Source organism: Calidifontibacillus oryziterrae (genome assembly GCF_000331575.1).
Taxonomy (GTDB): domain Bacteria; phylum Bacillota; class Bacilli; order Bacillales; family Bacillaceae_J; genus Calidifontibacillus_A; species Calidifontibacillus_A oryziterrae.
In genome coordinates, this window is the sequence record NZ_ANOK01000003.1 from 176,589 (window position 1) to 197,669 (window position 21,081).

The window sequence follows — 21,081 nt, forward strand, 5'->3', positions numbered from 1 at the left end:
CTTTAAATTTTAAAATTAATTTTTATAATTCCAGCTTCCCGTGCTGAAGTAAATGCTATATAAATTAGTGGGCCAATGATAAATCCTAATATTCCAAACAACTTTAATCCTAGGTACATGGCTACCAATGTTGCTAATGGGGAAATACCCATTTGCTGGCCCATTACTTTTGGTTCCACCGTTCTTCGAATAACGAGTAGAATTGCCCCCAAAATGGCAATTTGTGTGCCGAGTACAATATTACCCGTTAATAAAAGATACAATGACCATGGCAGCATAATAATGATAGAACCGATTATTGGTATCACGTCGATAATCCAAATAACAAAGGCCATTGTAAGTGCTACCTCAGGAAGAATAATCAGTAGACCGATTAGTGCAACAATGAATATGATTATGCTAACTAACAGTTGGCCCTTACAAAAACCTAAAATCACATAGGATAGTCGTGATGTCATAAATGTAACACGATCGGCTGTCTTAGGCGTAAAATGATTATAAATTCTTGTTTTTAGGTTTGGAAGCTCCAGCATAATTAAAAATAATGCGATTAAATAGACAAGGATGCTTACTAAATAATTAGGTATATTTTTGATTGTTTTTGTAATATTATCAAAACTTACTATTTCAGTAAACGCGACTTTTGTTTTAAGTAAAAACTCCTCGACCTGGTTGCTAAGCTCCTTCACAACTTCAGCCGGTAAATCCTCTGAGGCAGCCATTAATTGTTTCTCGGCTTTAAACCATACTTTGTTTATTTCATTTATATAAGCAGGAGTATTTTCAGCAAATTCGATTGCTTCAGTGTAAACCTTCGTAACAATAAAATAATTAGTTAATCCTAATAAAAATATAAATACAAGAAATACCATTAAAACGGATAATTTTCTCCGTCCTTTTAACTTTTTTTCAAGAAATTTAACAAAAGGTTCTAAAAATAGGGCGGTGATCATTGCAACTACTAATGGTATAGATAAAGGTAATATCCAAATAGCAAGAAGTAAGATAATGAAACATATGATTGTTATGATGAAAAGCTTTTTTGTTTTGTCAGTTAACAATACGGGACTTCCTTTCTAAGTATATACTTAATTTCATTATAGAATGGAATTTTGTTTATGAATAGTGAATTAAGTATAGATAGTAAAATATTTTATCATTTAAATTATTCAGTTATGTTAATTTCATTGCGGTTATATTGTTGAACTTGTAAACTTTCCGCACCTTACAAAATTCTGTTGATTGGGGGATGTACAATGATAAAAAAAATGCTGGAAAAGGGCTCAATTAGTATATCGGAAGATGTTTTTTCAATAATTGCAGCAATTGTAATTGATGACATGGACGAAATTGCTACTACGGTATCCAACATAAAGGATGACTTTATCAGAGTGGTGAATAGAAAAGGAAATCAAAAAGGCATCATCGTTGATAATAATGAAGAGGAAGTATCGATAGATGTAAGAATATCTGTATATTTAGGAACAAATATTTGTGAGCTATGCAAGGGACTGCAACAAAAAATTTCCGAAGAGATTGAAGTTATGACCGGAATAAAGGTTGCAAATGTAAATGTATATGTTGATTCAGTGAAGGTTAAGGAGAAGGGGATTATCCAAAATATCGGATAGTCCCCTTCGTTTAGTAATGATCATTATGATAATTGTTGACTTACTTTTTCAAGAATTGCTTTTGCTTTTTCGACTACGCTACTTGGGAAATCTTCGCCTTCCCCATATTCAACACCATGTGGGTAGTAATGTTTTCCTAAAAGCGGTGTTAAGAGCTTGATTTTTGCATGTTTAGAATCAACATTACCTTCGACCGCATAGCCTTGAACTCGTAAATAAAATACTTCTTTTGTATCTAAAAGTTCAAATTTCTTGTCAAAGGAAACACGTTCAAAATCCCATTGTTCTCTTTTAAGTAATCCAACCTCACCTAAAACCTTTTCTAATACTGAAATATCGACTACTTTATCCTCTATTCCCGTTCCTTCAAATCTCATTATGTATCCCTCCTAAATTTCAAAAACACCCTAACAACTATAATAGTATGAAAGACTTGAAGATGCAATAAAGACTATCGTTTTATTTCAATTCAATGACAAAAAAAATTTGTTTTTTTATGAGATTTTTTAAAGATTTTGGTCAAAATATTAAAGATTTTGGCTCTGTAATATTTGATTGTTGTTTTTCAACAGTGTACTTTAACACAGCCAAGATATTTTAAATAATGCTTATGAGTGGAAGGAGGATATTTTTTGAGAAAAATTATAGCAACTTTTTTGTTTTTATTGGTCATTGGTACATCAAGCCTGATTGGCCAAGCACAAACACAAACCACATATACGGTTCAGCCAGGTGATTCGATGTGGAAAATAGCAGTAAGGTATCAAATCGGATTGACTGAGATTATTGAAGCAAACCCTCACATAAAAAATCCAGCGTTAATCTATCCTGGGCAAAAGGTAAATATTCCGGTTATTGATGAAATTAAGCGGATAGAACATCAAGTTATTCAATTAACTAATCAAGAAAGAGCAAAATATGGATTGCCTGCCTTAACTGCCAATTGGGAATTATCTCGCGTTGCTCGTTTTAAATCAGCTGATATGAGAGATCGAAACTATTTTAGCCATACATCTCCAACGTATGGTTCACCTTTTACTATGATGAAAAACTTTGGAATCAGATATTCAGCCGCAGCTGAAAATATTGCAGCTGGTCAAACAACACCACAAGAAGTTGTAAATGCTTGGATGAAAAGTGCTGGACACCGGCAAAACATTTTAGATTCACGCATGACCCATATAGGTGTTGGTTATGCTAAAGGTGGTTCATATCGCCATTATTGGACACAAATGTTTATTAAAAAATAATGAATGGAGGGATTTTTTTGAAAAGGGTTCGCGATGTCATGTCTAGTAATGTTGAATATTGCACACCTGTAGATAATGCATATGAAGTAGCAGTTAAAATGAAGGATCTTAATGTTGGGGCAATTCCAATTGTTGAAAATGGGAATCTTGTAGGGATGATTACTGACCGTGATCTTGTGATTAGAGGTATTGCCGAAAAACGTTCAGGTTCGAATTCAATTACAAATTTAATGAGTGAGCAATTAGTTACTGTTACACCAGAAACGTCTGCTCAAGAGGCAGCTCGGATTATGGCAGAAAACCAAGTACGTCGACTACCAGTTACTGAAAACGGACAGTTAGTTGGAATTGTATCGCTTGGTGATTTAGCTGTCGAAGAGATGACTGATGAAAAAGCCGGTTATGCATTAAGTGAAATTTCCGAACCGCCAGAAATGCATTCTTAATTATGTAAAGCGCCTTCTTATTGAAGGTGCTTTATTTTTTATTAGGGAGAATATTTCATATGCCTGGCCAATATAATGTAAAAATTAAGAATTTAAAAGCGGGGGGACCAGGTTGAGGAGATTAGTAATTACAGGATTAATTGTTACAGTAGCAATGTTAGGAATCGTCTATTTTCAACAGCATTTTGTACAAGAAGACAGGCAGAAACCGGTAACAACGGTTTTTTCAAATAGTGGACAAGCTATAAAGCAAACTAAACAAAAATCACAAAATGATGCTATTTTCCTTTATCAATTAATTGGCAAGGATGTCGAAAATGTAAAAAAATTATTAGGTGAGCCCAAAAGAGTCGATATGTCTGAGTATGATTACGATTGGTGGATTTATAACGAACCACTATCTCGTTATTGTCAAATCGGAATTGAAGCAGGAAAAGTAGTATCAGTTTTCGTTATGGGTAATGAAGTTGATATTCGTCCATTCAAGCTAGGACAATCACGAGCTGAAATTGAAGCAATTACAGACATTAAGGACAAAATAGAATTTGAGGTGGACCAAAACTTTTATCGATTTGAGTTAACAGCAGATGAACTTGAAACAACACCTTTAGTGCAGCTAAAAAATAATGTTTGGGCCCAGATTTTTATTGATAAATTTAGTGACACCCTGTCAAGCGTTCGTTTTATCGACAGTAAAACCTTAGTAAAGTTGAGGCCGTTTGAGCTTGTCTATCGAGGTGAATTACTTTCCGCAAATGAAATTGAAATGGAAAAGTTGAAACAAATTGAAGCTGGTGAAGCAATGCAAATTCTAGATATGACGAACATAATAAGAGAGCGAAATGGACTAGACTATGTTAATTGGGATGAGGAAACAGCAATTGTTGCCTTTAACCATTCAAAGGAAATGTTTGAAAAAGAGTACTTTTCTCACCGGTCTCCGATTGAAGGTGGTTTATCGGATCGGCTAATTAAAGGTGGAGTAATGTTTAAGGTTGCTGGGGAAAACATTGCAGCTCGATATGTTGATGCAATTTCTGCTGTAGAAGGTTGGCAAAATAGCGAAGGTCATAGAATGACACTTTTAAATAAGGAATTTACTCATTTAGGTGTCGGTGTATATGAAAAATACTATACTCAAAACTTTTATCAAGCTTGGTAATGAACTGATTATTTATATCCATTAACCTTATTAACAGGGCAATACTGTAAAAATGGGCGAACGTTTTGTAGCTCTAGGTAGTACCCTTATAGTAGGCAAAATAGTAGGCAAAAAATGTGCCTATATAAGAGGTGAATGGTTATGAGCAAATTAAATCCTAAGGTTGCCGAATTTAAAGAGTTTGTGAAACGGCATCCAAATATTGTAAAGGATGTTCGAGCAAATAAAAAGACGTGGCAGGAACTTTACGAGGATTGGTATATGTTTGGTGAAGAGGATAGCATGTGGGAAAAATATAAATCTGTGACAAGTGATGATGAGAAGCAAGCAAAACGGCCAACAGCTAAAAAGGAATCTGATTTTATGTCACAGCTATTGTCGATGGTAAAAAACATTGATATGAATGAGTTGCAAAAGAATTTAAATAATGTCAGTGGTGCTATATCAAATGTACAACAGCTTCTTGAACAATTCCAAAACTTTAAAGGTGCAACTACCCAACAAAATCATAAAGCTGGCAGACCAAGAAATCCATACAATCCTTTCTTCTTTCAAAAGGATTGATTAAAGTGGAGTTGATTTGAGAATGCGCTTTGAGATTCAAAAGTTATTGCAGGAACGACATGATTTTGGAAAATTTATTCGTGAAAATCCTATTTGGTATCGGTTATTAAGTAGAAATCCGGAACGGATTTTTGAAATTGAACAAGCAGCTAAACTTTATTACGGAAAAACTTTCCCACAAAAAATTGATCGTTTACATCAACAGGTCCAGTTAGCTCAAATGTTGATGGGGATCATGCACGGTATGGCGAACGAACAAAAAAATGAAATGGGCGATTAGCCCATTTTTAGTTTTATTACAATACATGTTAGGGCGATTAAATTAAGAAGGAGAGGTAAAGACTAATAAGAAACATTACATTACTCATTCGAAGGTGGGATTCTTGAAATGACAAAACTTTTGGTTGTCATTACCTCTATCTTTATTTTATGCGGTTATAGTATTAAAAATAATAATGATATAGGGATTACCTCTAATATTCATGTTCAAAAGAACGTTTCACAATACAATAAAAATTTAATGTCAGTGAAAGAATTTGTAAAAGGAAATGATGTGTTTGTTGAATGTGTAATATCAGATTTTACATTTTCAAAAAGAGACGGGACGAAAAAAAATAAACAGGGTTATGGCTTTTTACAGTTGTACTTAAATGGGAAAAAAATTGATAATATTTATACTGCTGCTTTTATTATTAAGGGACTTCCAATTGGTAAGCATCAAATTAAGCTAGAGCTAGTAAATAATGATGGTACCCCATATGGAATTGAGCATAATTTCGAAGTCGAAATTTCATAAAAAACTGAATGAAGAAAAAATGTTGCACCTGTGGGAATAAAAACAACCACAGGTTTTTAAGTATTAGTATAATTTCATATTTCATGATATTATTACGTTGGAGGTGTTATAAATAGTGATTGCAACTGAAGAACGAATAAAAATTTTAGATGTTGCTGAAGGTTTATCGAAGATGATTATTAATTCTGATATAGTCGAGGATTATTATCAGAGTTTATATAAATTGAAAAACGATGATTATGCAATGGGATTAATTAGAACGTTTCAAAAGCAAAAGGAAAAGTATGAAGAGGTTCATCGAATTGGGAAATATCATCCGGATTATTTACAGGTAATTAAAGAAACACGAGAGTTAAAAAGGGAGATTGATTTATTAGAAGTTGTATATACCTTTAAAAAAGCTGAGAATGCCCTGCAAGAACTATTAGACGAAATTAGCATTCTGATTGGACATTCTGTTTCAAAGTCAATTAAAGTACCAACTGGTAATCCCTATTTTGACTCTTTATCTGGTTGTGGGAGCGGTTGTAGCAGTGGAAAGGGCTGTGGATGTAGCTAAAGCTTGCTTTTCAATGATTATTCATGCTATTTTTAAATAAAGTTAAAAAATAGATAGACGCTTTAAGGGAGACTACATTATGGTTTTTGGAAAACGACAAGGAATTATCGTTTGGTTACATTCATTGAAACAAATAAAGCAGCTTCGTCGCTTTGGCAACATTCATTATGTTTCTAAGAAACTAAAATATGTTGTCATTTACATGGATATGGAGCAAGTCGATAGTACGATTGATAAGCTAAAATCCTTTTCATTTGTTAAAAAGGTAGAGCCCTCATACAAGCCTTTTTTAAAAACTCAGTTCGAAAATTCTAAGCCGGATAAAGCAAAAGAATATGATTACAAGATTGGCATTTAAGCATAAAATTAGCCCATGAGCCTTATAAGAGAAGAGGTTCATGGGCTTCGTTATTATATATAACTATTGTAAGGGTGAGATATAGTGATTCATACGCAGAATGCCAATTAAGTGCTGATAGTAAAGCTCCTTTTCTGCGAATGCAATCGAAGGCCTTACACTAATTGTAATGATTTCCTTCTCTAGCTCTTCTGCAAGCTGCATGAATAATTCATAGCGTTTATTTGCTTTTTTTTCAGGATTTGGAATTCCCTCCCTACAAATATATAGCGGTTGAAAATCACCGGGATTAGTTGGTTCTAATATTACAGATAACGAAGTAACATCGTTGTTATTAATTGTTGTTTGGAGGGCCATTAAGTGCAAAAGTCTATGCTTATTCGTTTTTGCAATCTCAATTAGCTCATATAGATCAGAATATCCTTCACCAAGCTCAATAAATCGTTGTATCATGTGTAACTCTCCTTTCAATCCAACTATCACTTTATCAACTGTATTAAAAAACGTCAAAATATTTTTTTGAATAACGTATAAAAATTGTCATATTTTTGATATCGTAGAAGAAATGATATTGTTTCAGTGAGGTATTGAAATGATTAAACGTGTGATGATTGTATTATTTATTTTACTAGTTATAATTAGTTCATTAATAGGATATCAATGGCTTATGTATGAATTCCAAGGAGAACAAACAGTAAAAGTACAGGAAGCTCCAATAGAAATGATTGTTTCTATTGTTCATAAGGATGGAAAATTAAAGATAACCGAATCAGCTTCGAATTTACAACAATCTAGCTTCTTAGTTAAGGTACCTTTAGATGTTGAAGATTTTCAGTGTGTTTTCGATAATGAACAGCAATGTACGGTTAAAAAGGATGGAGTATTCTATAGAATTGATGTGGGGAATGAAACTTCATTGACAGTTACGTATGAATTACCTGTAGCTTCAAATGTTACTTCGATTTGGTTAGATGATTGGTCCATCAAATTTTTATCGGATAATGATGAAGAATTACTAGCGAATTACAATGTAACGCTTTCTGAGGAAGAAAATAAAACAATAACATGGGCAGCAGGAGCCCAACGTAGGGCTGAGGTTGAAAAAGAGAATTTGTCTTACTACGCTTGGACCAAAAATGGAACCTCTGTTTTTCCTATTTATATGACGAAATCTTCAATCGAAAAAATTAGTGAGTATGAACCGACATTGTCAATTTATGCATTACATCCTGATAGCTTTACTAATATTGGAGAATGGATTACGCAATTGCCGGAACAAGGTGGATTAACAGTGATTCAATCAAATAATGATAAAGTATATATGGCTCCACATCTAGTTGTTGTTCCTTATAATCTCGAAGTGAAGAAGGTTGAAGAGTATATCGTTCAATCCTATTTGCTCTACAGTAAACAGCCTGAAACACAGGGAATTGCTTGGGTTTGGGAGGTCCTACCCGCCATTATTTTAGATCGTCCTGTTGGAAATAAAAAAGTGTATGAAATGTCTGTCGAATTAATTGAAAATCTTAGCCAAGAGACAAAGCAATCTTTTATTGAATGGTTACTAAGTGGGAATGATAAAGGGGAGCTAATAGAATTAGTGGACTTGGATCGTATCCTTTCAAATGCATCTCATTTAGAAACGGATTTCTTTGAAAAGAATGGAACCATTGATGGTGTAACTGTACCTTTATATTACTATGATAATCGGCCAGTTTATCACGGTAATAAAGTGATTAGTGAAAATTGGCGAGCAATTGAACGAAATCAAAGCATTCATTTTCCATTACTAGAGATGATGGAAAGCATTGGCTTCTCAGTAACTGTTTTCCCAGAGGATGAATTATATTTAATTACGAAGGGCGGTAACAGCTGGCGTTTTTATTTAAATGAGACGTATTTTATCTATAATCAAGAGGATTATGGATTAACACAAAAGCCTCTTGAACGCTTAGGTGATCGTGTGTTTATATCCGAAAAATGGGTAGAGGAGCTTTTGCGAATTGAAGTGATAAAGAGGGATGATGGCATTTATTTAAGATAAAAAAAACCCCGCAATAGCAGGGTCCTTCTATACTCTTGAAGTCGTTAGAGCATCAAGATAAGAAGGCAAAGGGAGAGGAGAAACCGGAGGAAGAACTTATGGGGAAACGTAAGTCTTCTCCGCGGTTGGCAACAGCATCATTTTTGATGCTGTTACTTACAATTATGGCCAATTTTTTTAATAATATACATTTAAAATAGGATTCAATATTGTTGAAATGGAATACTTTATGATAGGATAAACTAGGTAAAATGCTGTGGGGGATTTTTCGAATAATAGGTGATGAAAGATGAGGGTTATTGCTGGAACGTGTAAAGGAAGACCGTTGAGGGCTGTACCGGGATCGAATACAAGACCGACGACTGACAAAATTAAGGAATCCATGTTTAACATAATTGGTCCGTATTTTGATGGCGGGCAGGGTCTTGATTTATTTGGTGGCAGTGGTGGTCTAGGTATTGAAGCGTTAAGCCGTGGGCTTGAAAAAGTAATTTTTGTTGATCGGGATAAAAAAGCCATTGAAATCATTAAACATAATATTAGTCTGTGTAAATTTGAGGAGAAATCAGAAATATTTTGTAATGATGCAATTCGTGCTTTAAAAGCGCTTGCAAAGAGAAATCTAACCTTCTCCTTCATATTTCTAGATCCGCCCTACAACCTAAAAAATTTGGAAATGTTGATTACTTTTATTGATGATAAGAATTTGTTGACTGCTGACGGTTTAATTGTTGCAGAGCATGGAGCTGAATTTTTACTCCCTAAGAGAATAGGAAGCCTTCAATTAAAAAGAAGAGAAGTGTATGGAAGTACGACCGCAGTTTCTATCTTCGTTCAACATGAAAATACTGAAAATTAAAATAATTAACGATTAAAGGGGTAGATATCGTGAGTATCGCTGTTTGTCCTGGGAGCTTTGATCCAATCACGTACGGACATTTAGATATTATTAAAAGAGGGGCTAGTGTTTTTGAAACGTTATATGTGTGTGTGTTGAACAATTCCACTAAAAAACCACTTTTTACAGTTGAGGAACGTATTGATTTAATCGAAAGGGTTACAAAGGATATTCCCAATGTGAAGGTTGAAGCTTTTGACGGCTTGTTAATTGATTATGCCCGAAAAAAACATGCAAAGGTAATATTACGTGGGTTACGGGCAGTCTCAGATTTTGAGTACGAGATGCAAATCACTTCTATGAATAGAAAATTAGGTGAAGAGATTGAAACATTTTTTATGATGACAAATAACCAATATTCATTTTTAAGTTCAAGTATAGTAAAGGAAGCAGCAAAATATCATGGGAATTTTTCAGGACTTGTTCCACGTGAAGTAGAAGATGCGTTAAATGAAAAATTTAGAGGCGAACCCAATGACAATAATTAGAGGGATCAGCCTCTTTTTATTTGCTTAATGTAAAAGATAATATAAATGCATAACGAGCTAATTGTAATGAGTGCTCCATAATTTATTAGTATTTCCCAAAATTTATATGGCCAGGAGAGCGTAAGATCGTTTGCGATAGTTGGTATTACTTGCTTATTAGTTAAGGTGTATAGGTTTCCATATAATGGGTTCCAAAGTAAAACTGTGAAAATTGCGGCAAAGAAACCCTGCATTAGTCTTGCAATGAAAAATGGCTGAAAGCGAATGTCGGTTTCTGCTAAAATACTGGCAACCTGGGCTTGTACTGAAAAGCCACTGAATCCTAAAATAAAGCTTGTTATAATAATTTTATTAAATAAGTCTGTTCCTTCTGATAAACTAGTTAACTGACTTCCTAACGTGATTTCAAATAGACCAGAAATAAGTGGTAATGCTAATTGTGTTGATAGCCCAAATAAGGCTAGAGTGTTGCTGAAAAATATTGCCGCAATCTCTGTTATGTTTACAATATTAAGCAATCGGTTAAAAACAGAGAATAAAATAATAAAACCGCCAATCATCAATAAAGTATGTATGGATGAGATAACAGCATCTCCTAATAATTTTCCTAATGGTCGACGATCCTTTAGTCTAGTTTTATGAAGAACAATAAATGCTTCCTTTATTGAAAATGTGGTTTTTGCAGTTTGGAAATTTTTCTCTGGATCATTTTTTCCATGAAATCTCATCATTACCCCTACACATAAGTTACCTAAATAATGCGAGATTGCTAACAATAATCCAACCTGTGGATTGTTAAAAAAACCGACTGAGATTGCCCCAAATATAAATAGGGGATTGGATGAATTTGTAAACGAAACTAAACGTTCAGCTTCGATAGCAGTTAATTGTTTTTCTTGACGAAGTCTAGCTGTTAATTTAGCACCTGCCGGGAAACCGGATGCCATCCCCATCGCCCAAACAAAACCTCCAATACCTGGAACTTTAAATACAGGGCGCATGAGTGGTTCCAACAATACTCCAATAAATTTAACGACACCATAACCAATTAATAATTCTGACACAATGAAGAAGGGAAGTAATGATGGGAACACAACATTCCACCACATATCTAATCCACGTTTGGAAGCTTCTAACGATTCCCTTGGAAAAAAGATTAATCCGAATGCAATGAGTGTTATTGATACTGCTAACAGTATTGTTTTCAGCTTGGAACGTGTCACGTATAGCCCTCCAACATAACAATAAGTTCTTATTTCTATACTTGAAGAATATAGAATGTTAAAATGAGGTGAATCTTTTTCTCGTCCTACATTTAAATATACGATTATTCCATCGGAATAGACCTAAAATGAAGGAAAGGGATATGGAGGGGAACTTGTGAAACAGCCAACTATAGGATTAGCACTTGGTTCAGGTGGTGCACGTGGTTTTGCCCATCTTGGAGTGTTAAAGGTATTAAAAGACGAAAATATTCCGATTGATTTTATTGCCGGTAGCAGCATGGGTGCATTAGTTGGTGGGTTTTTCGGGGCTGGTCACGATATGGACCGACTATATAAGCTTGCAACAGCATTTCGTCGTAAATATTATTTGGATTTTACTGTTCCTAAAATGGGCTTTATTAGTGGCCAAAAAGTGAAAGAATTTATTCGCGTGTTTACAAAGGATAAGGCAATAGAACAGCTTTCTCCTGCTTTGGCAATCGTTGCAACAGATTTAAAGACAGGAGAAAAGGTTATTTTTAAAAATGGTCCGTTAGCAAAAGCTATTAAAGCGAGTATTTCCATACCAGGTATTTTCGTACCTGAAAAAATACATGGTCGTTTGTTAGTGGATGGTGGAGTTGTTGATCGCGTTCCGGTATCTGTCGTAAGAGAGATGGGAGCCGATATTGTGATTGCAGTTGATGTTTCTCATGTAAAAGGTAATGTTGAAATCACTTCAATTCTTGATGTTATCCTTCAAAGTATTGATATTATGCAGGACGAATTAGCAAGATTAAAACAGTTTGATGCTGATATCATAATTAGGCCAAAAGTTGAAAAATATAGTGCGAAAGCTTTTACTAATACTGAGGAGATCATTAAAATTGGAGAGGATGAGGCACGAAAGCAGCTCCCAATGATCGTAGAGGCAATTAAGAAGTGGAGTGAAAATCATCATGAATAAACAAAGAAGAATTCCTAAAAGTTGGATCATAATATGTGTCATAGCAATATTTTTAAGTTTTTTTCGCTTGCCATTTTATATATCAACACCCGGAATGGCAAAAGAGCTCGCGCCCATTGTAAAGGTGGATGGTGGATATAGCGCAGAAGGTAGCTTCTCATTAACAACCATTCGCATGGGGAAAGCGAATATTGTACAGTATGCGTGGGCAAAGGTTAATGATTATCATGAAATTTATCGAGAAGAGCAAATTCGTCCTGATGGAGAAACGAATGAAGAATATAATCATCGCCAGCTATATATGATGGAGGATTCGAAGGAGCAGGCTACGGTTGTTGCGTATACTGAAGCAAAAAAGGATATTGATATTAGTTATAACGGAGTCTATGTAAGTAGCATAATTAAAGGAATGCCTGCTGAAAAGCAGCTAGAAATTGGTGATCGTTTGTTTGCCGTAGACGGGAAAGAAATGCGAACTGCAAAGGAATTTATTAGCAATGTAACTAACAAAAAAGCTGGGGACGTTGTCAAGCTTAAGCTTGAAAGAGATGGTAAAAAAATTGAAAAAAATGTTCATATAGGAACATTTCCTGATAGTGAAGTTCCTGAAAGTGAACGAGGGAAAGTTGGCCTAGGGATTGTTCTAGTGGAAGACCGCAGTGTAAAAGTTAACCCAAATGTTGAAATCGATACTAGTCAAATTGGTGGCCCATCTGCAGGATTAATGTTTACCCTTGAAATTTATAATCAATTAGTAGAAGAGGATTTAACAAAAGGCTATAAAATTGCCGGGACAGGAACGATTGATTATGACGGGAATGTTGGAAGAATTGGCGGAATTAAGCAGAAAATTGTTGCGGCTCATAAGTCTGGAGTTGAGATTTTCTTTGCACCCAATGAGCACGGAAAAGAGCATGTTAGTGTAAATGGCGATCCAATTCCAACCAACTACCAAGAGGCTTTAGAAGCGGCTCGGGATATTAAAACTGAAATGAAGATTATACCTGTTGATACATTTAAGGATGCTTTAAATTACCTAGAAAAATTAGAACCAACTTATTAATTAATCAATTAATTAAGTAACACATGTATGAGCTGTCACAGTGGCCTGCTAGTGTGCATATCGGTAGTTTTTCTATTGAAAAAAGCCGTTCTTCACTCAGCAGGCTAGTTTTATAAAAATTGTTGTGTGCTTGGATCAAACCGAAGCGGTGGAGTAGAAAATTCTTCCTTAATCATTTGTGAGCGGTAAGGCTCATTTAGACATGACGCATATACACGTGATGCTTTGATATCTAGTTTGATTTGTTCATTTGAAATAGTAGACAACCTAGCTACAATAGGTAATGAAACAGTTTTTTTAATTTTATTTAAATAGGACTGACCGATAGTAGTAGATCCGAGTAAGCGTATATATGTTGGTATTTTATCTTTCATCTCTTGCTTTGATGTGTTCGTAAGAATATGTAGGCATAAGCGTTGTAATCTTGTCCACGTATATCGCTTTGTTTTTATGTTCTCCATAAATTCTTTAAAAGAGTGTGAGGTTAAAATATATTGCACAATACGATTCTCAATCCCTTCTTCAACCTCATAGATCTTTGTTAAATCTTCATTACGCATCGTAAGCAGTTGATATTTTAATAATGGAAAATAGTTCTCCCAGTTATGGAACATACCGTATTTACTTTTATAAGCAATTAATTGCTCATAGGTTGTTTTTGGAGTAACTTGATAAATAGCTGAAATATCATCGGTGTCGCCTTCTTCACTGAATAATGTATGACGAATACTTGTTGCACTAGCAATAGAACGATCAGTAAACTCTCGATCATGATAATGTGCTGACTTTCTTTGTATAGTATATGCCTTCATATTACTTCCCAATTTTTCGATAGATTGAATGTAATGAAATCCAAGGATGTTATTAGGCTGTGAAAGATTGACACATTTTGTTGTTGCGTTTAACGTCTGAAAGGCTTCACTTGCAGCACGTGGATAACTTTTCCCTTGTTTGAGGGCTTGCTTTAAGGTGTTTGAATATTTAGTCTCATTGTTATTCAAGACCATCAGTGTTTCATAAAAAGCATCAATATCACCAGATTCACTACCAAAGCAAATGCTTGTTACTTTTAAAGCGTCCAACAGTGTGACCGCACCTTGTGCAAATATTTCAGCTTTTTGTATTGCAAATACATATGGAAGTTCAATTACAATATCTGCACCACCAAGCAATGCCATTTTTGTACGAGCCCATTTAGATAGTAATGCTGGTTCACCGCGTTGTAGAAAATTGCCGCTCATGACAGCTACAATCAAATCTGCTCCTGTTACTTTTTTCGTCTCTTGGATATGATAATAATGTCCATTATGAAATGGATTATATTCAACTACAACACCCGCTGCATTCATATTTATATATATCCTTTCTTCTCTTCGTATTTATATTGGCTTCCGATTTTTTGTCTAGTCTTAGTATAGTGTAAAGGTTTTATATTGACAAATGATTATGTGAAAGCTATAATTACTTTTGTTGTCTTGAGGTGAGAGTATTGAAATGGTATATGAACCAATTAAATCAAATTCGAAATAAAGGTATCGTTATTGATGAATTTGTAGACGTAAGTAATTTAGTCGAAATATCTGATATTAGACGTATACCACCAGTACACGTTAAAGGTCATGGGGACTTTGGAGCAAATAAAGTTACCTTTACTTTAACAATACAAGGAACGATGATTTTACCTTGCTCTCGGACATTAAAGGATGCTAGTCATTCTTTTAATATTGAAACAATAGAAACATACTTATTGTCAGAAAATGGATATGGTAATCCTGACGAGGAAAATCTTCATCAAGTTGAGGGAGAAGTTCTTGACTTATTACCGATGATCAAGGAAAATATCCTCTTAGAGATACCTATTCAAATATTTTGTGATGATCCAACCGAAAAGGGAGGGGCGCCACAATCAGGAAAAGGCTGGGAAGTGTTATCAGAAGATGACAAGAAGGATAAGATTGATCCTCGATTTGAAGCCTTGAAAGATCTTTTTAATGACAACAAAAACAACGGATAGTTAAACCTTTTAAGGAGGTGGGAATAATGGCTGTACCTTTTAGAAGAACTTCTAAAACTGCAAAAAGAAAGCGTCGTACTCACTACAAATTACAAGTACCTGGTATGGTAGAATGCCCAAATTGTGGGGAATTAAAGCTTGCTCACCGTGTATGTAAAGAGTGTGGCACATATAAAGGTAAAGAAGTAGTAGCAAACGATTAATGAAAATGGGAAAAGCGCAGAGAATAATTTATTCTCTGCGCTTTTTGTCTTCATACGAATCTATAGCGTGACATACCATTGCGACGCAAAAGCGCTACTATGGGAAGGCATTGTTTTTTAAACACATATTTTGGTAAACTAAATGATATGCTTACAATTAAGATTTAAGGTGATAGAAAGGGGAAAAACCGATGGGGAAGGTTTTAGTTGAAAAAAATAATGGGGTTGTTTGGGCGACGATTAATCGTGCAGAAAAAAGAAATGCAATTGATTTTGATGTGATGGACCAATTGAAGGAAATCATCGCTGAAGTATCAGTTAATAAAAATGATAAGGCGTTAGTAATCACAGGGGCAGGAGATCAAGCATTTTGTTCTGGTGGAGACCTTTCAGTATTTCATAATCTTAATACGAAGAATGAAGCTTATGCCATGCTTTCGAAAATGGGGGAAATTTTATATGACCTATTAACACTTCCAAAGCCTACAGTTGCACTAATGAACGGAGCAGCAATAGGTGGAGGATGTGAAATTGCATCTGCATGTGACTTTAGAATAGCAAGAAAAGGCGCAAGATTTGGCTTTGTTCAAGGGAAATTAGCAATTACGACTGGTTGGGGTGGCGCCACTATGTTACTTGAAAAGTTACCGTACGATAAAGCGATGAAGTTATTAATGACCGCTAATAGATTTTCAGCAAAGGAGGGACTTGAGTTAGGCTTTATTCATTACTTATTAGATGATGCCCATTATAGGGATGAAAGTGAAGTTTGGCTTTCTGAATATATAGAGCAAAAGCGTGGAGTATTGGAAGCATATAAAAAAGTAGGGATTCGTAGGTGGCAGAATACGAAAATTCGCGAGAGAATTTTTGCGGAAATCGAGGAATGTTCAGTTTTATGGGAGGCTGACGAGCATCATGAGGCTGTAAAATCTTTTATAACAAAATAGAAAAAATAATAGATTTGTATTCTATCTTTCTTATATAAAGCATAAAGATAATAAAAAATGCACAGGTAGGAGAGATAGAAATGAGTACTTTAAGACAGGATGCATGGACTCAAGATGAGGATTTAATACTTGCTGAGGTTGTATTAAGACATATAAGAGATGGCAGTACGCAGCTAGCTGCTTTCGAAGAAGTTGGCAAAAGACTTTCAAGAACTGCTGCAGCATGTGGATTCCGGTGGAATTCCACTGTAAGAAAGCAATATGAATCAGCCATTACAATAGCAAAAAAACAACGAAAAGGCGAAAAACTAAACCATATTGATAAGCAAACTACCGAGAAACAAAATAATAAACAAAAACCATCTATAATTGCCCAAACAGACCAAACTGTTTCATTTGAAGATGTGATTGCTTTTTTATCGTCGGCTCATGAAACGGTTGAAAGCACGGAGATCTTACGTAAACAAAATGAAGAATTAAAAAATGAATTAACTGAGCTTCAAAAGGAAAGAAGAAATTTATTAGCACAAATCGATATTTTGAACGAAAAATATACACTAATTGAAGAGGACTATAAGGCTTTAATCGAAATCATGGAAAGAGCTCGTAAAATGATTGTTCTCCAAGAGGAGGAAGGTTCCAAATTTAAATTCCAAATGGATAAAAACGGAAATTTGCAAAGGATTAATAAGTGAAAAAAAGCTGACTTTTGTCAGCTTTTTAGTTTATTTTGTTGCTAGACAGTTGGTCAGGGTACCAAACTAGTAGTTTTTCAGGTAATTCATATGGTGGTTTAAACGGAATAAACCCCATTTTTTTCCAAAATCCTTCTGAGTTAACGATTGGTCTCGTAATAATTGGGAGATTAAAGCTTTTGGCAAATTGTATGAGAGTTTCCCCATAACCTTTGTGGCGATAATGTGGTAACACTTCAAGCTTGGAGAGATCTAAATAATCCCTTTCACCTTTAAATATATGATCGAACTTTCTAGGAGTGTGATACAAACTCATCCTTGCAATTAGCTTATCTCCGTAATAAATACCATAAAACGGTGATTCGCAATCATTTTCGACGATACTACCTTGAAGATCTTCAAGCATTTGCAGTTCATAATCGCCATATTCTTTAAACTTCTTGAAATCTTCTAGAGTTTTGTAATTGATAGACAAGTTCTCAATTGGAATGACTTCCATAAAGGCACCCTCCTTTTCACACTTTTTCATTTATATTATAATATAATTTTCCGAAAATTTCCTTAACTTCTTTTTTGAAAAATGTGGCATTATTATGGCTATTGAAATTTGGATTATGCTCTCGTCTACTTTGATTATTTGGTAAAATATATTTTAGAGTAAAAAAATTTTAGTTTTTGTTTATTGGAGGATTACATGAAGGTTGCAATTATAGGGGCAGGGGCCGTTGGTCTACTTACAGCGGCGTATCTATGTAAAGCGAATGTGGAAACAGTGATATATACAAGAAGGGATGAACAGGCTTCAGTTCTTAACCAAAACGGAATTGAACTACATAAAAAAGGAAAGAAGTCCACTTATTTTATTCAATCAAAACCATTGCAGCAAGGATTAGCTGAGGAAGACTTACTTATCATAACTGTAAAACAATATGATATCGAAGGGATCTTCCATTATCTAACAAGTTTAAATAGTAAGACACCGATTTTATTTTTGCAAAATGGCATGACCCATCTTTCATATTTACCTAGTCTAATGTCAACTTCTATCTTTTTAGGAATAGTTGAGCATGGTGTTGTAAAGCTATCTGACTATCGCATTGAACATAGGGGCATTGGACAAATTAAGCTCGCTTCTTATAAAGGTGATTTAAGCGGTTTTGACAATGTTTGGGCCAGTTTAAATTCGGTCGGGTTTCCTATCAAAAAAGAAGAGCAGTGGTATCCGATTCTTGCCAAGAAATTGATAGCAAATGCCGTAATTAATCCATTAACAGCAATTTATAAGGTTCGAAACGGCAAGCTATTAGAAGATCCCAATTTTCAAAGAAATATGAAACAGCTTTTTGATGAAATCATTTCTATCCTTCATATTGCTGATGAGAAGGATTCATGGGAAGAGGTTGTAAAGATTTGTTCAAGTACTTCAGCGAATTATTCATCTATGTATATGGATATTGCATGTAAACGTCAAACAGAAGTAGATTCAATATTGGGGTATTTACTAGAAGTAGCAGAAAATAATCATAAGTCTCTACCGTTAGTAACTTTTCTATATCATAGTATTAAAGGTATGGAGAACAGTAGGGAGGTTCCGGATCATGGTTAAATTGTTGGCAACATTCATAGCAACAATGGTGACAATGCCAATACTTGCGATTTTCGTTGTTTATTGGCTTTCATATATAGTAACAAAAGATAAAAAAAGATCATTTCGTTTGTCGGTAGACTTATCAACAGTATTTTTTATAATAGCTGTCCATTATTTAGTCATCATTATTTGGGGAAACTCATATTTATGGGTTATACTTTTACTACTTATTATGATAGGAATGTTGTTTGTGTTTTTACAATGGAAATATAATGAGGAGATTATTTTTCGGAAAGTTTGGAAAGGATTTTGGAGGTTTAATTTTCTTTTGTTTTCTTTAGGTTATCTTTCCCTTGTAATTTATGGTTTAGTTTTACGATTAAAGGATATTTAAGGTTGTAGTAGGCATTATTTTTGGGGAGTATGCTTATATTTGCTATACTTTATTTATATGTTAGATGTTAAAGCTGAAAGGAAGTATATAGATGGAATTGATGGACATCTCCCTTCCATTGACAAATAAAATTGCTACTAAATATGTTGATGGGGATGTAGACATAACGTCTTTTTTTGATTATCAAAATATCAATAACCTAAAGACATTTTCAGATCGATTAGAGGAGTTAAAGGATCGAAAATTTCCGCGAGAGGAAGTTTCTCGTTATTTAATGACCTTTCATCAAAAATATAATGTTGGGAAACAAACAAAAGAGAATATTCGTCGCTTAAGTGATCATGAAAGCGTCGTCGTAATCGGAGGTCAACAAGCAGGTTTATTATCAGGGCCACTTTATACAGTACATAAAGTTATTTCAATTATTAAGCTTGCTAAGGAACAAGAACAATTGTTACAAGTACCTGTTATCCCTGTGTTTTGGGTGGCTGGGGAGGACCATGATTTCGATGAAATTAACCATGTATTTGTGTTAAACAATAGCAAGGTTGAGAAACAGGCTATATCGCAAAAACAGTATAAAAAAACGCCTGCTTCATCGCTGGAAATTGATAAAAAATGTGGTGAAGATTGGATCAAACAAATTGTAACAACGTACGGAGAAACAGAACATACTAATAAGCTATTGGAATGTTTATTAAGTGACCTACAGCAATCCGATACGTATGTGGACTTCTTTATTAGGATAATTTATCGATTATTTCCGAATGACGGTTTAGTAGTTGTTGATTCCGGTGATCCCGGATTTCGATCAATTGGTGCTCCTTTTACACGTCAACTAATTGAAGAAAATGATCAACTTCGAGAAAATGTTTTGGCAGGGCAAATAACGTTAAAAGAATTAGGATTTGGAGAGCCAATTGAAATAAATGAAAGAAATGCTCATCTCTTTTTTGTTGATAATGGTGAACGGTTGCTCCTTGAATATTTCGATAATCAATTTAAAAGTAAAAATAATCAGTGTACTTTTGACAAAGCCGAATTATTAGAAATCGCTCTTAAAAAGCCGTATACACTTTGTAATAATGTAGTGACAAGGCCACTGATGCAGGAGTATATATTCCCGACATTGGCATTTATTTCAGGGCCAGGTGAAATTGCTTATTGGGCAACCTTGAAGAAAGCTTTTCATCTTTTTAATTTTAAAGTACCTCCTCTTGTGCCAAGATTAATGATCACACTTGTTGATAGACATATTAAGAAATATGTTGAGGAAAAAGACTTGTGTTTAAAGCAAGTCCTTGAAAATGGTTGTGATGAACAGAGAGAAAAGTGGCTGAAGGGACAACGTCCATTCGATATCGATAAGGTAACAGATGAAGTAATGGAAAATATTATTGCTGTTCATCTACCTTATCAGCAATTGGCAATTGATATTGATCAAAGCTTAAAAGATTTAGCTAAGAAAAATGAGGAGCTCATAAAAACACAAATTTTTTATTTAAAAGACAAAATGGAAAAGGTAATCCGTCAAAAGTACGATGTTGAGTTGAGGAAGTTTGATGAGATAAATATAAATTTAAGGCCATTAAACGCTCCCCAAGAGAGAGTCTTGAATATATTTTATTACATTAACAAATATGACATTAGCTTTATTGAAGTGCTCTTACAGTTGGATTATAAGTGGAACAACCAACATAAAGTAGTTTTTATATAATCTATAGTTATTTTTATTGTTGAAAATATGAAAATGTCGACCAAAAACCTGCTAAAAGAAGCAGGTTTTTTATTTTTTTTAAAGAATAG

The 21,081-nt window shown here is 34.4% G+C and carries 27 protein-coding genes; 21 read left to right on the plus strand and 6 right to left on the minus strand.

The genetic code is table 11. The annotated features are described in order from the left end of the window. Positions 1-2: 2 nt before the first annotated feature. Positions 3-1,061 (minus strand): sporulation integral membrane protein YtvI, encoded by a 1,059-nt coding sequence (gene ytvI, locus D612_RS0100945; RefSeq protein WP_017753594.1) that lies wholly within the window; start codon positions 1,059-1,061, stop codon positions 3-5. Between the two features lie 195 nt (positions 1,062-1,256). Here ytvI and D612_RS0100950 point away from each other — a divergent pair, with 195 nt between their 5' ends. Further along, entirely contained in the window at positions 1,257-1,631 is a 375-nt protein-coding gene (locus D612_RS0100950) for an Asp23/Gls24 family envelope stress response protein (RefSeq protein WP_017753595.1), read from the plus strand. A 23-nt stretch (positions 1,632-1,654) separates the two neighbouring features. Here D612_RS0100950 and D612_RS0100955 read toward each other — a convergent pair whose 3' ends face one another. After that, the gene (locus D612_RS0100955; RefSeq protein ID WP_017753596.1) at positions 1,655-2,008 is read right to left on the minus strand and encodes a YugN family protein; all 354 of its coding nucleotides are present in this window, start codon (positions 2,006-2,008) and stop codon (positions 1,655-1,657) included. Between the two features lie 255 nt (positions 2,009-2,263). On the opposite strand from D612_RS0100955, the gene safA reads away from it, so the two are divergent. From safA to D612_RS0100995, 8 genes are all read left to right on the plus strand, one after another. Continuing rightward, positions 2,264-2,881, plus strand: a complete 618-nt coding sequence (gene safA, locus D612_RS0100960; RefSeq protein ID WP_017753597.1) for a SafA/ExsA family spore coat assembly protein — start codon at positions 2,264-2,266, stop codon at positions 2,879-2,881. Between the two features lie 17 nt (positions 2,882-2,898). Further along, the gene (locus D612_RS0100965) at positions 2,899-3,327 is read left to right on the plus strand and encodes a CBS domain-containing protein (protein WP_017753598.1); all 429 of its coding nucleotides are present in this window, start codon (positions 2,899-2,901) and stop codon (positions 3,325-3,327) included. Positions 3,328-3,439: 112 nt separating this feature from the next. Further along, positions 3,440-4,489, plus strand: coding sequence for a CAP domain-containing protein (locus D612_RS0100970; protein ID WP_017753599.1), 1,050 nt, complete (start codon positions 3,440-3,442; stop codon positions 4,487-4,489). A 141-nt stretch (positions 4,490-4,630) separates the two neighbouring features. Beyond that, positions 4,631-5,053 carry a YlbD family protein gene (locus D612_RS0100975; protein WP_017753600.1) on the plus strand — a complete coding sequence of 141 codons (423 nt, stop codon included), beginning with the start codon at positions 4,631-4,633 and terminating at the stop codon, positions 5,051-5,053. Between the two features lie 22 nt (positions 5,054-5,075). Further along, positions 5,076-5,333 carry a YlbE-like family protein gene (locus tag D612_RS0100980; RefSeq protein ID WP_017753601.1) on the plus strand — a complete coding sequence of 86 codons (258 nt, stop codon included), beginning with the start codon at positions 5,076-5,078 and terminating at the stop codon, positions 5,331-5,333. Between the two features lie 108 nt (positions 5,334-5,441). After that, the gene (locus tag D612_RS17650; RefSeq protein WP_017753602.1) at positions 5,442-5,849 is read left to right on the plus strand and encodes a hypothetical protein; all 408 of its coding nucleotides are present in this window, start codon (positions 5,442-5,444) and stop codon (positions 5,847-5,849) included. A 112-nt stretch (positions 5,850-5,961) separates the two neighbouring features. Beyond that, positions 5,962-6,408: a YlbF family regulator gene (locus tag D612_RS0100990; RefSeq protein ID WP_026092345.1), complete on the plus strand. Its 447-nt coding sequence runs from the start codon at positions 5,962-5,964 to the stop codon at positions 6,406-6,408. 79 nt (positions 6,409-6,487) lie between these two features. After that, positions 6,488-6,766 (plus strand): YlbG family protein, encoded by a 279-nt coding sequence (locus tag D612_RS0100995; RefSeq protein ID WP_017753604.1) that lies wholly within the window; start codon positions 6,488-6,490, stop codon positions 6,764-6,766. Between the two features lie 63 nt (positions 6,767-6,829). Here the strand turns inward: D612_RS0100995 and D612_RS0101000 are convergent, their stop codons facing one another. Beyond that, entirely contained in the window at positions 6,830-7,219 is a 390-nt protein-coding gene (locus D612_RS0101000) for a DUF7147 family protein (protein ID WP_017753605.1), read from the minus strand. 139 nt (positions 7,220-7,358) lie between these two features. Between D612_RS0101000 and D612_RS0101005 the strand changes: the two genes are divergently transcribed. From D612_RS0101005 to coaD, 3 genes are all read left to right on the plus strand, one after another. Then, the gene (locus D612_RS0101005; RefSeq protein WP_017753606.1) at positions 7,359-8,810 is read left to right on the plus strand and encodes a stalk domain-containing protein; all 1,452 of its coding nucleotides are present in this window, start codon (positions 7,359-7,361) and stop codon (positions 8,808-8,810) included. A 289-nt stretch (positions 8,811-9,099) separates the two neighbouring features. Continuing rightward, positions 9,100-9,669 (plus strand): 16S rRNA (guanine(966)-N(2))-methyltransferase RsmD, encoded by a 570-nt coding sequence (rsmD, locus tag D612_RS0101015; RefSeq protein ID WP_017753608.1) that lies wholly within the window; start codon positions 9,100-9,102, stop codon positions 9,667-9,669. A 26-nt stretch (positions 9,670-9,695) separates the two neighbouring features. Next, a complete protein-coding gene (gene coaD, locus D612_RS0101020; protein WP_026092346.1) occupies positions 9,696-10,196 on the plus strand; it encodes a pantetheine-phosphate adenylyltransferase in 501 nt (166 codons plus the stop codon). Positions 10,197-10,201: 5 nt separating this feature from the next. On the opposite strand, the gene ylbJ is transcribed toward coaD, so the two are convergent. Next, positions 10,202-11,419 (minus strand): sporulation integral membrane protein YlbJ, encoded by a 1,218-nt coding sequence (gene ylbJ, locus D612_RS0101025; protein WP_017753610.1) that lies wholly within the window; start codon positions 11,417-11,419, stop codon positions 10,202-10,204. A 157-nt stretch (positions 11,420-11,576) separates the two neighbouring features. Between ylbJ and D612_RS0101030 the strand changes: the two genes are divergently transcribed. Together D612_RS0101030 and D612_RS0101035 are read left to right on the plus strand one after the other, a co-directional pair. After that, positions 11,577-12,368 carry a patatin-like phospholipase family protein gene (locus D612_RS0101030; RefSeq protein WP_017753611.1) on the plus strand — a complete coding sequence of 264 codons (792 nt, stop codon included), beginning with the start codon at positions 11,577-11,579 and terminating at the stop codon, positions 12,366-12,368. Next, complete coding sequence (locus D612_RS0101035) at positions 12,361-13,431, plus strand: SepM family pheromone-processing serine protease (RefSeq protein ID WP_017753612.1); 1,071 nt, start codon at positions 12,361-12,363, stop codon at positions 13,429-13,431. Before D612_RS0101030 ends, D612_RS0101035 begins: the two co-directional genes overlap by 8 nt. A gap of 110 nt (positions 13,432-13,541) precedes the next feature. Here D612_RS0101035 and D612_RS0101040 read toward each other — a convergent pair whose 3' ends face one another. Further along, entirely contained in the window at positions 13,542-14,780 is a 1,239-nt protein-coding gene (locus D612_RS0101040) for a nucleotidyltransferase (protein WP_017753613.1), read from the minus strand. A gap of 140 nt (positions 14,781-14,920) precedes the next feature. Between D612_RS0101040 and D612_RS0101045 the strand changes: the two genes are divergently transcribed. The 4 genes from D612_RS0101045 to D612_RS0101060 all read left to right on the plus strand — a co-directional run bounded on the left by D612_RS0101045 (position 14,921) and on the right by D612_RS0101060 (position 17,293). Continuing rightward, positions 14,921-15,445 (plus strand): YceD family protein, encoded by a 525-nt coding sequence (locus tag D612_RS0101045; protein WP_017753614.1) that lies wholly within the window; start codon positions 14,921-14,923, stop codon positions 15,443-15,445. A gap of 26 nt (positions 15,446-15,471) precedes the next feature. Next, positions 15,472-15,648 carry a 50S ribosomal protein L32 gene (gene rpmF, locus D612_RS0101050; RefSeq protein WP_017753615.1) on the plus strand — a complete coding sequence of 59 codons (177 nt, stop codon included), beginning with the start codon at positions 15,472-15,474 and terminating at the stop codon, positions 15,646-15,648. 191 nt (positions 15,649-15,839) lie between these two features. Continuing rightward, on the plus strand, positions 15,840-16,598 hold the full coding sequence (locus tag D612_RS0101055; RefSeq protein ID WP_017753616.1) for an enoyl-CoA hydratase/isomerase family protein: 759 nt from the start codon (positions 15,840-15,842) through the stop codon (positions 16,596-16,598). Between the two features lie 80 nt (positions 16,599-16,678). After that, the gene (locus D612_RS0101060; RefSeq protein ID WP_017753617.1) at positions 16,679-17,293 is read left to right on the plus strand and encodes an RsfA family transcriptional regulator; all 615 of its coding nucleotides are present in this window, start codon (positions 16,679-16,681) and stop codon (positions 17,291-17,293) included. Between the two features lie 25 nt (positions 17,294-17,318). Here the strand turns inward: D612_RS0101060 and D612_RS0101065 are convergent, their stop codons facing one another. Continuing rightward, the gene (locus D612_RS0101065; RefSeq protein WP_017753618.1) at positions 17,319-17,792 is read right to left on the minus strand and encodes an N-acetyltransferase; all 474 of its coding nucleotides are present in this window, start codon (positions 17,790-17,792) and stop codon (positions 17,319-17,321) included. A gap of 195 nt (positions 17,793-17,987) precedes the next feature. Here D612_RS0101065 and D612_RS0101070 point away from each other — a divergent pair, with 195 nt between their 5' ends. The 3 genes from D612_RS0101070 to bshC all read left to right on the plus strand — a co-directional run bounded on the left by D612_RS0101070 (position 17,988) and on the right by bshC (position 20,992). After that, a complete protein-coding gene (locus D612_RS0101070) occupies positions 17,988-18,899 on the plus strand; it encodes a 2-dehydropantoate 2-reductase (protein ID WP_017753619.1) in 912 nt (303 codons plus the stop codon). Beyond that, positions 18,892-19,275 carry a DUF3397 domain-containing protein gene (locus D612_RS0101075; RefSeq protein ID WP_017753620.1) on the plus strand — a complete coding sequence of 128 codons (384 nt, stop codon included), beginning with the start codon at positions 18,892-18,894 and terminating at the stop codon, positions 19,273-19,275. The genes D612_RS0101070 and D612_RS0101075 overlap by 8 nt, the downstream gene beginning before the upstream one ends. Before the next feature lie 91 nt (positions 19,276-19,366). After that, positions 19,367-20,992, plus strand: coding sequence for a bacillithiol biosynthesis cysteine-adding enzyme BshC (gene bshC / locus D612_RS0101080; protein WP_017753621.1), 1,626 nt, complete (start codon positions 19,367-19,369; stop codon positions 20,990-20,992). The last annotated feature ends 89 nt before the right edge of the window (positions 20,993-21,081 follow it).